This window comes from Ohtaekwangia sp. (genome assembly GCF_036568665.1).
Lineage (GTDB): Bacteria > Bacteroidota > Bacteroidia > Cytophagales > Cyclobacteriaceae > Ohtaekwangia.
Genome location: NZ_DATCSD010000378.1, coordinates 1 through 12,140, shown reverse-complemented (window position 1 = coordinate 12,140; position 12,140 = coordinate 1). Strand labels below are relative to the sequence as shown.

Sequence of the window (12,140 nt, the reverse complement as noted above, 5' to 3'; positions counted from 1 at the left end):
GTGTATACTATATCTGTTAATGTTTTTTATGTAAATTGATTCTCTGTACAGTGAATCAATTACTTCTCTATCAAGATTCCCTTTGAGCAACTTTGTGTCTTCTTTGAGTTCTCTGTGCCATTGGATTTTAAAACCGCACGCTAATTCGTCCCCCAGGTTGCATCTCCATTCAATCTATATCTCATAGAAAATGCTACCTTAAAAGTAGGTATCTGCTCTGTTAAACTATATCTTTTAACCTCTTTTATAGAATTTGCCTATCGCGCGATAAACAAAATCACTTTGATTGAGTGGTGCTTGCTTTCTCATTTTTGATGCTGTAAAAAATTAATCCTTAATCAATCCTTATGAGAAAGAAAATTCTCCTGGCAGCAGGAGGTTTACTGTTGGCAGCCGGAGCTTTTGCGCAGCAGCATCTAACTACCAACACCGGAGCTCCGGTGGGCGACAATCAAAATTCAAAGACAGTTGGGCAGAATGGACCTACATTACTCGAAGATATACACCTGGTAGAGAAGCTGGCGGCTTTCGATCGCGAGCGCATTCCGGAGCGTGTAGTGCACGCGCGCGGTGCCGGAGCACATGGTGAATTTATAGCAGCCGATAATTTCTCTGCCTTCACGAAAGCATCTTTCCTGAATGAAAGAGGTAAGAAGACTCCGGTGTTCGTACGCTTCTCAACGGTAGTGCACAGCTCAGGCTCACCCGAAACATTGCGCGACCCGCGCGGCTTTGCGACCAAGTTTTATACGGACGAAGGTAACTATGACCTGGTGGGGAACAACCTGCCGGTATTCTTTATCCGCGATGCGATGAAGTTTCCGGACATGGTGCATGCTTTCAAGCCTTCGCCTGTTTACAACAAACAAGACCCTAACCGTGTATTTGATTTCTTCTCGCATATACCGGAAGGAACACACATGCTCACCCGCGTATATTCGGATTATGGTATACCGGCTAACTATCGTGAGATGGATGGATCCGGAGTGCACGCTTTTAAATGGATAAATGAGAAAGGCGAAGTAACCTATGTAAAATACACCTGGAAGAGCTTGCAAGGTGTGCGTAACCTGACAGCCGAAGAAGCTTCGAAAGTACAGTCACAGGATTTTCAACATGCAACAGTTGACCTATACGAGAACATCAGGAAAGGTAATTATCCTTCGTGGGAGCTATATGTGCAAATGATGAAGGCGGCTGATTTTGAAAAGCTGGATTTCAATGCGCTTGATCCCACCAAGATATGGCCGGAACAAATTGCCAAACCGGTACTGATAGGAAAGATGATTTTGAATCGCGTACCCGGCAATTACTTCGAAGAAGTGGAGCAATCTGCTTTTGCTCCGGGTACACTGGTACCCGGCATCGAGCCATCGGAAGATAAACTCTTGCAAGGTCGTCTGTTCTCATACTTTGATACACAGCGTCATCGCATAGGTGGTAATTTTCAGCAGATACCGGTAAATGCGCCTAAGGTTGCCGTTGCAAGCAACAACCAGGATGGTGCCTATAGCAATCGTCAGAAAAATTCGGAAGTAAACTATCAGCCATCTGTTACCGGCAGTAACCTGGCAGACGACAGCCAGTATAAATATTCACAAAGCACGTATGGTAATGTTTCGGTAGTACAGCAGAAAATATCCAAGCCAAACGATTTTAAACAGGCAGGTGAATTTTACAGAAGTCTTTCAGAAAAAGATAAAGCCAACCTGATTAAAAATCTGAGTGGTGATCTGGCACAGGTTCAGAACAAAGATGTCGTGCGTAAAATGGTTGGCTATTTCTATATGGCTGATGCCGACTATGGCAAGCGCCTTGCAGCGGCACTGAAGCTGACACGCGAAGAAGTAGAAAAAATGTTCAAACCATAATGGTTTATACAGTTGTTGTGAGGTGAACGCTTCACAACAACTTTCTTTATAAAGTCAATAACTATATCTGATCAAATGAAAATATTAAAGCTAACGTTGCTCCTGTTGTGTACCTGCATAGTAGCCGGTGCGCAGGACATCTTTTCGGCCGCGCGAAACAATGATGTACAACAATTAAAATTATACCTGCAGCAAGGTGTTTCTCCCGATACTACGGACGGACGCGGATCAACTCCGCTGATCATAGCTGTATATAATCACCAGGCAGAAGCCGCTGCATTTCTCCTCCATGCGCATGCTAATCCCGATGCACAGGATCGCATGGGTAACACTGCGCTGATGGGTGTTTGCTTTCGCGGCTATACGGATATGGCCGAACTGTTGCTGGCTAATCACACCGATGTGAATACAGTAAACTATAACGGAGCCTCTGCCTTGATCTTCGCGGCTACCTTCGGACACGCTTCTATTGTAAAGCTTTTATTGCAGGCAGGCGCCAATACACAACTGGTGGATAACACCGGTAAAACAGCCTTGCAGCATGCAGAACTACAGGGCAATGAAGAAGTAGTAGCCGTTTGGAAAAATTCAGGCACCAAATGATTTTTGCCTGATCTGTTGCAAATGTGCTGCGGACAGAAGAACTATGCAACGAGGTTCTGTTCATGGCACGCGGTATAAATGCAAAAGTAAAATCAGGAACACCGGTATACTGTCTGGATACGTTTAGTACAAAGGCAGGGCAGCTTGCATTTTATATTGAAACGTTGCAGGTGCATTTGCAAAAGCACGAAATGGTGAGCCGCCCGCACCGCCATGATTTTTACCTCGTGCTATATATTACCAAAGGCGGTGGTGAACATACCATTGATTTTGTAACCTACCCGGTAAAGCCCGGCAGCTTCTTTGTAATGACTCCGGGACAAGTACATTCGTGGAAGCTAAAGCCCGGTACGGATGGTTTTATATTCTTCTTTGTGCCGGAGTTTTACCAGCTGGGTAAAGATGAAAAGCATCTGCTGGAGTTTCCGTTCTTTCGTTCGGTAAATCCGCATCCCTATATACAATTGAAAGCAGGGCAGGACGCGATGATCGATTTCACCATTCGTGAAATGTTACGGGAGTATAATTCTTCCGGCGAACCCTTCCTGTCATTGATCCGAAGTTATCTCGATGTAGTGCTGCTAAAACTTGCACGGCATTATCAGGCAGAGGTGAGAACAGAAGCTTCGCATGCTACAACGATACGGCTACGCAAACTCGAAGAGCTCATCGATCAAAACTTTATAAAGCTAAAGCAGCCGAACGAATATGCGGCATTAATGAATCTTTCCTCTTCGTATCTCAATTCACTTTGCAAACAACTCCTGGGTAAAACACTGGGCGACCTCATCCAGGAACGGGTTATGTTGGAAGCCAAACGTTACTTCGCACACTCCGATCTCACAGTAAGCCAGGTGTCTGATAAACTGAACTTTTCGGAGGCCTCGTATTTCATCCGGTTCTTTCGCAAACATGCGGGAGTTACCCCCGAGCAGTTCCGGGAGCAAATCCATAAATAGTGCTATAGAAACGATAATTTGTGCACTAACTTTTCACGAGGCAGAAGCGTTTTTTGAGTACGAACTAAATGCTAAAAGCCATGATCAGGAAAGGTGAAAAACTCTATAGCGTGCTCTATCAGAAATGTCCAAGCTGCCACGAAGGAAACATGTTTACCCACCCGGTGTGGAGTCCGAAGTTTGCGGATATGAACAAGAATTGTCCCGTGTGTGGTTTTGATTTTATACAGGAGCCATCTTATTATTTCGGTGCCATGTATTTCAGCTATGCCATACAGGTTGCTGTGTTTGTGCTGGTATATTTCGTGCTTCGCTATACATGGGACCCCGGCACCTGGACTTATGTTATATATATGATCCTCGGTTCTATCGTTATCCTTCCGTTAAACTTCCGTCTGTCAAGAGCCGCGTGGATAAATCTGTTTGTGTCGTACAAGACCCGGTAAGGCACACGACCGCATGGCTATATATTTCATTTTATTTTCTCATCAGAACATAGTAAATTATATCCAGTAAGATGGTAAAAATGTACTATGCCTAAAAAATCAGATTCCAAAAGTTCTTTTATTTTCGATCGTTGTTTCATAAAACCTATTCAAAACCTGCCGACAGAAATTGTCGCTCCTGACCTATGAAAATCCTGCTGATCGATGATGAAGAATTGGATGTATTTATTGCCCAACGCCTGCTAAGCCTCGAGTATGATATAACGGGTATAACCTCGCACGAGCAGGCACTGCACTGGGCAAAAGAAAATCATTTTGACGTTGTGCTGATTGATTATTACCTCAACAAAGGAAAGCTCGGTAATCAACTGCTGAGAGATCTCATCGCCATTAAAGGCCCCGTGTTCAAAGCTTTCTTACTGACCAACTACATTGATTCGAAAGAGCATGACAAGCTGAAGCAGGACGGTTTCCAGGGAATTATAGACAAGCCGCTCACCCTGGAGAAATTCAAAACCTGTATGACGCTGGAGTAGAATTCGGTGATATATACTGCTACCGTCTGAAGATATACGTTACGGTAATTTTGATTCTTTCGGCTATGAAAATCGTTCGGATACTCTATATACCGGTATTGCTTGCCGGTATACTTTGTACAGGCCGTGTGTATGCACAAACGGCCTGTTGCGATCGTGCAGGCTGCAGGGAGGAGATTGATGGGTATATCGTATCCCTCAAGCAACTTCTCAACGATTTTGAAACGCTTCCGGCCAGTATAGATGATCGCAAGGCTTCGCTGGAGAGATACCGCCGGTTGCATCGGGAGGGCTACACGCAGATTCGTACGATTATTCATAAACTTCAAAAGGCCAGTGGCAGCGACAGAACTTTGCTCGATTGTTTCAGCCAGCGATTTATAGACGTGGCTCCCGATCCGGATGACGAGAACAGTGCAAGCTGGTATGCCTATCTTACTACTGTATTTCTGTCGAACGATTTTACATCACCGGAATTTGCCAAAGGTGCAGGCCTCCATTTTGATATTAACCAGGGTGTGGCCGATGTGGGTAAATCTACCGAAGCCTATTCATTTGCCGGGCGATTATTGTTGTCTTATACATTCGGTAAACGCGGCCGTGCTTCCGGGGGAAGATGGCGGGTGATGGCCGGGCCTAGTATATATTACCAGGATACCAAGGCATACCTGCTGGCGAACCCGCGCGTTGAGTTTCGTTTAAAAGATATTGGTAATAAACTGACCAGCATTGGCAACCTTAAACTCATTGCCGATGGAAATATAGGGGACCTCTATATTGTAGGGGGCGGTGTTGGTTTAGAGCTCTATAAGTTTGGGGCACAGTTGTTATACCAGCGGCAGAGCGAAGTGCGCAGTTCGCAGTTACTGATAGGTTTATTTTATCGCTTTCAGAAGAGTAAATAATAAAGATACTATATGTCGAGGTTTGCTTTAATTACCAGCGGTGGGGGAGCGAAGGGAGCTTTTACCATTGGTGCGCTTACACACATGGCTTCTATCGGTATCAGTCACTTTGATATCATCAGCGGCACCAGTACAGGTTCTCTTATCGCTGCCCTCGTGGCAGTTGGTCGTTTGGATATTCTGCGTGACGAGTATACCAACGTAGATAACGACAGCATCATTACGAAGCAAAATATTGTAAACAACCTGTTAGGTGATAAACCATTTCTGTTTGATACAGAACCACTGCGCGATTTGATCAGCAAACATATCACCCCCGAAGTATTCAACGCCCTAATGCAGCCTACAGCCACTACGTTGTGTCTCACGGCTATCAGTTTACAAACGGGTATACCTACGGTATTCAGCAATAAAGTATTGCCTGCTCCGGCAAGCGGTACCTATAAAGTATACCAGGTAAAGAACCGCGATGAGATGGTGCTCGCCTTACTGGCCAGCAGTTCGCAGGCAGGTTTTCTTCCGCCAGTTACCATTGGGCAGGAGCAATTTGTAGATGGTGGAAATCGCGAGGTGATTCCTACGAGGGTAGTAGTGGACCTGGCCCCGGATGAGATCTTTGTGATGAGCAATAATCCCGGTATACTTTTTCCGGTTGCTCGTCCGTATACCGATATACTGAACACCATACTTCGGGCTATCAGTATATTTATACAGGATGTGCGCGAGAATGATATGAAAGTATTAAACGACTATTGCAGTGCCAGCGGTAAAATATTTCATATCGTGGAACCAACCGCAGATCTCGATCCGGAAAATCCTACCGGTCTTCGCTTCAACCGGCAGGCTATGGCAGGCTGGATGACGCAGGGTCAGCTCCGCGCCCGCAACGTGCTCGGCACGATAATGCGTGGCAACGGTATAGCATAAGAGCTGGTATATATACAAGTCGGTGCCTGTAGAATAGTATCGGTATATTTTAAACATCAGGAAAAAGAAGTATATTCGTTCAGGAGCCCATCACATTCCAACCAGGAATGATGATGGGCTTCTTTGTTTTTACTCTATAAATCTAACCACGTATAGTATGACTGCAAAAAAGAACCCACATGCAAAGCGGGTGCTCAACATCGTTCCATCCATCGATGTATACAAGGATTGGAACATCGCCACCGCTATGAACTCCAATGTTTTTAAAGCTGCAAAACTTCCCGCCAGTATTGATCTGCGCGAAGACTGGTGGAAGATCAATGATCAGGGCTCTACCGGCTCCTGTGTCGGTTGGGCATTGGCGGACTCTGTATTGCGATGGCACTTTGTCAATGCCGGTAAACTTCCGAAGAATAAATTACTCTCCGTGAGATTTATCTGGATGGCCTCGAAGGAAGAAGATGAATTTACCTCGCGCCCTACAACATTCATTGAAGAAGCCGGCACATCGTTGAAGTCAGCGTTGGATGTAACGCGGAAGTTTGGCTGTGTAGAAGACGATGACCTTTCGTTTGCCAATGGAAAATTAACGCAGGATGACGAAGATGTATTCTATTCAAAGGCCTCTGCCTATAAGATTCGGTCATACTATAATTTACAAACAGGCGATCCTTTGGAGAACTGGAAGAAATGGTTAGCCTCGAATGGCCCTGTTTTTACCGCACTGGATGTAGATGACACCTGGTATAATGCAAAGAAAACAAAAGGGAATCTGGCCAAATATACCACGCAACATTATGGTGGTCATGCAGTGGCTATAGTAGGCTATACCAAAAAGTATTTTATAGTGCGCAATAGCTGGGGAACTTCCGAATGGGGCGATAAGGGTTTCGGGTACGCATCGTATGCGTATGCACGGGCGGCATTCCAGGAATCATACGGAGTTTCAATCTTCTAACGCCATAGATTATACCGTTATTTAACGGTGTGCTTCCGTTAAACACCCATTGCTTTTCAATAGCCGGTATAACAACTTTATAGCGCAATACCTGATCCACCGCGTACACCCCTTGGCTGACCCTCTCTGGTTGTACGCGATAGCCCCGGATTTCCCTCCGGGGCTTCTTTCATTTATACAGTATAGAGAAGAGTAATTATTCACTTCTTAACGACTCTACCGGATTGATGCGCGATGCACGTAACGCTTTGGTGCTGATGGTAAGCCAGGCAACTATAAATGTGGCAAGCGCGGCCATTATAATAATACCGTATGAGATGGAGATGCGATACGGGAATTTAGACAGCCATTGTTCCATCGACCACCACGCTATAGGGCCGGCCAATACTATACTGGCAAGGAATAACATGGTAAATTCATTCGAGAGTAAATATGCGATCTGCAGGGGCGAAGCTCCCAGTACTTTGCGTATACCCATTTCCTTTACTCTTCGCTCCACGGCAAATGTTACCAGGCCGAATAAACCCAGACACGCAATACCTATACCGATAATAGTGAATACTTCAAACAAACTGGCGAGCCTGTCTTCTGCACTATAGAGTTTGTTGAAAGCATCATCGAGAAAATAAAATTCAAACGGAACATCGGGTTGATATTTCTCCACCGTGGCACGTATAGCGGCAACTTGTTCACGAACACCCGCAGCAGGATCAAGGCGAATGTAAAGCGATGCACCACCCGCTATAATTTGTCGCGATGTATCCGGTTTTATATTGATCACCAATCCCTGGATCGTGCTGTGCAACGAAGTATAGTTGAAATCATGAACAACGCCTGCGATCTCGGATTCCTGGTTCCCCAGCGCAAGTTTCAACCCGAGCGGATTGCCATCGATCTTCAGTTTTTCAATGGCAGATTCGTTAATGATATACTTGCCTGATGCTGTTGTATCCTGTGGTCGTTCGATCCATGAGAGTCCCAGTGTTTCCGGAAATTTCTCATCAGCCGAGATAACGTTGATGGCCACATCTTCATGTGTCATAGGTGTTTTGGTATAGTACATACCGTGTCCGCCATGATAGAGCGAGATCGTGGCCGTAGCTACATTTACCACACCACTCATCTGGCGCAAGGCATTCTTTAAAGGTATATAGGCGGCCGCGGCATCAGGCGCGAGTTGCATAACCATTACCTGCTCTTTATTCAAGCCCAGCTTTTGATTACGCAGGAATGTCAGTTGATCATTTACCACCAGTGTACAGATGATCAATCCCATCGATACGGCAAATTGAAAGGTGGTAAATCCTTTTCGTATCCACGCGCTGCGGTCATAGCCCTTTGATGTTTTTCCTTTCAGTACATCCACCGGTTTAAAGCGGGAGAGTACCAGAGACGGATAACTTCCGGAGATAAATATACACAGGCACAACAGCGAAAAGAGGATTCCTATAAACAACGGACTGACTATGAAAGCGTGATCAAGTCGTTGTTGCAAGGTATCGCGAAGCAGAGGTATACATAGTTCTACCATAACCAGTGCCAGTATAAATGCTCCGAGGGTAAGTATAGCCGACTCTATATAGAATTGCATGGAGAGCGATAATCTTCCTGCCCCGGTAACTTTGCGTACACCTACTTCCTTGGCGCGAACAGAGGCGCGCGCAGTAGTAAGGTTCATATAGTTAACCAGCGCGAGCAAGAGTATAATAACCGCGATGCAGGAGAAAATATAGATGTTCCGCGTGTTGGAGCTGTCGCCAAAGTTATTGTTCAGGTGTGTGGACGATTGCAGTTCCAGTAAGTAGTGTTCATCCGCAGTGGCCTGTACGATGCCCGGTATAGATTTCTCTACAGCATCTTTTACTTCGGCACTTTCCAGAAGCAAGTAGGTGGTATAGGCGCCCAGGCCCGGCTTGTCGTTGAAGTAATTATCCTTTTCGCTTTCGATCTGCGAAAGACTTTCAAATGATCCGATAAAATCAAACTGTATAGAGGAGTTGGAAGGAGCTTCTTTTACAACTCCGGCAACGGTAAGATCGTACTGGTGATTATAGCGTAGTGTTTTGCCGATCACCTGCGTGTGACCGAAATATTTTTGCGCCGTTTTCTCGGTAATAAATACCTGTCCCGGTATAGCGAGGGAAGATGTATTTCCCTGCAATACCTCGAATGAAAATACGCTGAAGAAAGAAGTATCGGTAAATATAAAACCATTCTCGAAGAAGCGATGCTGCGGATCGCCCTGTATAGTAACACGTCCGGGTTCACGAACTCGTACATAATTTTCTACTTTGGGTTGATTGGCTTTCAACACCGGGCCTAACAGTGGCGACATAGCCATCACCTGCACCTGCTGCGTGCCCCACGTAAAGCGACCCATCATCCGAAAGATGCGCGATTCGTTTGCGTGAAATTTATCGTAGTTCATTTCGTGCGAAACAAACAACAGGATGAGAACACTGACAGCGATCCCGGTAGCAAGTCCGATAAGGTTAATGAGGGAATATACCTTGTTCTTGAAAAGATAGCGACACGCTACCTTGAGGTAATTAAAAATCATAGATTATCCGTTTACGGCACAAAGCCACATCTTTCCAAAGATCAGACCAGTTCAGGGATGGGGCTATATTCGTCTGAATCGACACAATTCGTTTTTTGTAGTGTTCTACTGCGATCATTGGTGTTCAGTAGCGGTCGCTGCGGCAAAGTATATTTATACCTTCTCCCGCTTGAATACCCCCGGAGAGTTCTCGTTATGTTTACTCCACACGCGCCTGAAATGCCGCACACTCTCAAAGCCGCACAGGCTGGCCACTTTATCCAGCGTATAATCAGCATTGTGAACAAGCGTTTTGGCCAGCGCAATCTTCACCGTGTTTTTATATTCTATAATAGTATGGCCGGTAGCTTTACGAAAGGCACGCGTCAGGTTACGTGTACTGGTATTACCTACGGATGCCAGCTCATCCAGCGTTGGGTTCTTGGAGGGGTTCGATACAATATAGTCTTGCACGCGATGAATGGCCGGATTAAAGTGCGTGCGATAGTCAAGATAAATACTGTCTTGTGTGTCGGTATCATTTCTTCGCGCATATACTACCATCTCTCGGGCTACGCGTGCCGGCACCATCGGGCCATGATGGCGCTCTAATATACCCAGTGCCATATCAATCCCCGAAGTCATGCCGGCACTGGTATATATAGGGCCGTCTTCCACATAGAGCCGGTCGCTGAGTACCTGCACGTTGGGGTAACGTTGCTGCATATAGTCTATACATTTCCAGTGCGTGGTACACCTGCGTCCATCCAGAAGTCCGGCTTCCGCCAGTATAAGCGATCCGCTGCAAATGGTGGCGAGCTGTATACCTTCTTCCATATTTCTTTTAAGCCACGGGCGTATGGTTTTTATAAAACTGCTGAACTCTCCCATAGTAAACGACTTGAAATCTATACCGGGTATTACAATGATATCTCCGGGTTTCAGCGTAACTTCCTGTGGCAGCGTTAACTGGCTAAACAACAGTCCTTGTTCAGAGAGAACTGAACGTTGTGTACTGCAGTAGGTGAGTGTATACCTGGCAGGACCCAGGTTAGAAGCTTCATAAAATACCTGTGCCGGTCCGGAAAGATCCATGAGGTGAACCTTGGGCAATAAAAGAAAACATATAGTCTGTTGTGTTCGCATGGGGTATACCAGTCAAAGATGGGACATTTCAGGCCATTATAATAACCGCCTTGTTGTACTGTTATAAATTGGTAAATAATTCGACAGTCAACCCTGAATATGACAAATATAGCCAAATCATAAAACTCAATTCCATCATGAAGAAACTTATATTTTTTGCCGTGTTGATTACGATCGCTATCGCTGCACGGGCACAGGAATCAATCCTGGTAACAGCCGGATGGCTGAAAGAACATATAAACGATCCGGACCTTGTTATACTTCAGATAGGCTATCTCAAACTTGATTATGAGAAAGAACATATAGCGGGCTCACAATTTCTGTGGCCAGGATGGCTTGCGCCTGATTCACCGGAAGGAAGTTTCAATGCACCCGATCCGGCTGCCGCCACCGAGTTGTTGCAGAAGATGGGTATATCCGGCAACTCGCGTGTCGTGCTATGCCATGTACGCAACGAGGTAAGTGTAGCAGCACGAATGTTTCTGACACTCGAGGATCTCGGTCTGAAGGGACGCGTGTTCTGGCTCAATGGCGGACTCGATGCCTGGAAGAAAGAAGGTAATCCCGTGACGGATAAAGTTACCGTTGCCAAGCGCGGTAATTTTAAGGCAAAGCTGGCTGACCTCCTGGTGGATAAAGTATATGTGCAAAAAGCCATGCAGGCCAGTAACCAGGTGATTGTGGATGCCCGTATGCAAAAGTATTACGATGGCAGTGAACCCACCGGCCTACCCCGCGATGGCCATATACCGGGCGCCCGAAATATACCTTACCCGGATATGATCGATGAAGCCAACATGTTCAAGCCCACCGCTAAACTCCAGGAGTACTTTACCCCGGTGGCCGACAAGGATAAAGAACTGGTGGCCTATTGCTTCATCGGCCAAACAGCCAGTGTAGTATATATGGCCGGCCGTATACTCGGCTATAAGATGAAACTCTACGATGGCTCCCTGCAGGAGTGGACGCGCATAGCGGAACTGCCTATGGAAGTGACGAAGAAAGAGCAGTAAGCCGCTAAGTCTGTAGCGGAGGGTTGAAAGCTTAACGTTCGATGTTTAGGGTTCATCGTTTCAAGGTCTGCGGCTTTGAACTTTGAACCTTAGGCTTTGAACCAAAAAGAAATTGTGTGCTATTATAAAATAAGAATATATCTTGACGTTTAGAATCAGCGAGCTATCTGATTCGCGTCTCCCTATGTATAGATTGTATGGTGTTTTGATGGTGGTGTTACTGGCTTCCTGTAATAC

11 protein-coding genes are annotated in these 12,140 nt (G+C 45.8%); 9 read left to right on the top strand and 2 right to left on the bottom strand.

Annotation, left to right across the window (positions count from 1 at the left end):
• Positions 1-347: 347 nt before the first annotated feature.
• The 8 genes from VIN08_RS22095 to VIN08_RS22060 all read left to right on the top strand — a co-directional run bounded on the left by VIN08_RS22095 (position 348) and on the right by VIN08_RS22060 (position 7,205).
• The gene (locus tag VIN08_RS22095) at positions 348-1,871 is read left to right on the top strand and encodes a catalase (protein WP_331969912.1); all 1,524 of its coding nucleotides are present in this window, start codon (positions 348-350) and stop codon (positions 1,869-1,871) included.
• Between the two features lie 75 nt (positions 1,872-1,946).
• Positions 1,947-2,474, top strand: a complete 528-nt coding sequence (locus VIN08_RS22090; RefSeq protein ID WP_331969909.1) for an ankyrin repeat domain-containing protein — start codon at positions 1,947-1,949, stop codon at positions 2,472-2,474.
• A gap of 62 nt (positions 2,475-2,536) precedes the next feature.
• Complete coding sequence (locus tag VIN08_RS22085; RefSeq protein ID WP_331969906.1) at positions 2,537-3,433, top strand: AraC family transcriptional regulator; 897 nt, start codon at positions 2,537-2,539, stop codon at positions 3,431-3,433.
• Positions 3,434-3,513: 80 nt separating this feature from the next.
• Positions 3,514-3,879, top strand: coding sequence for a DUF983 domain-containing protein (locus VIN08_RS22080; RefSeq protein ID WP_331969903.1), 366 nt, complete (start codon positions 3,514-3,516; stop codon positions 3,877-3,879).
• Positions 3,880-4,064: 185 nt separating this feature from the next.
• Positions 4,065-4,415, top strand: coding sequence for a response regulator (locus VIN08_RS22075; protein WP_331969901.1), 351 nt, complete (start codon positions 4,065-4,067; stop codon positions 4,413-4,415).
• Between the two features lie 65 nt (positions 4,416-4,480).
• Positions 4,481-5,320, top strand: a complete 840-nt coding sequence (locus VIN08_RS22070) for a hypothetical protein (protein ID WP_331969898.1) — start codon at positions 4,481-4,483, stop codon at positions 5,318-5,320.
• Between the two features lie 12 nt (positions 5,321-5,332).
• Positions 5,333-6,247, top strand: coding sequence for a patatin-like phospholipase family protein (locus VIN08_RS22065; RefSeq protein ID WP_331969896.1), 915 nt, complete (start codon positions 5,333-5,335; stop codon positions 6,245-6,247).
• 157 nt (positions 6,248-6,404) lie between these two features.
• A complete protein-coding gene (locus tag VIN08_RS22060; protein ID WP_331969893.1) occupies positions 6,405-7,205 on the top strand; it encodes a C1 family peptidase in 801 nt (266 codons plus the stop codon).
• Between the two features lie 196 nt (positions 7,206-7,401).
• On the opposite strand, the gene VIN08_RS22055 is transcribed toward VIN08_RS22060, so the two are convergent.
• On the bottom strand, positions 7,402-9,765 hold the full coding sequence (locus VIN08_RS22055; RefSeq protein WP_331969890.1) for an ABC transporter permease: 2,364 nt from the start codon (positions 9,763-9,765) through the stop codon (positions 7,402-7,404).
• Positions 9,766-9,918: 153 nt separating this feature from the next.
• Positions 9,919-10,890 (bottom strand): GlxA family transcriptional regulator, encoded by a 972-nt coding sequence (locus VIN08_RS22050; RefSeq protein WP_331969887.1) that lies wholly within the window; start codon positions 10,888-10,890, stop codon positions 9,919-9,921.
• A 137-nt stretch (positions 10,891-11,027) separates the two neighbouring features.
• Here VIN08_RS22050 and VIN08_RS22045 point away from each other — a divergent pair, with 137 nt between their 5' ends.
• Entirely contained in the window at positions 11,028-11,903 is an 876-nt protein-coding gene (locus VIN08_RS22045) for a sulfurtransferase (protein WP_331969884.1), read from the top strand.
• Positions 11,904-12,140 lie beyond the last annotated feature (237 nt).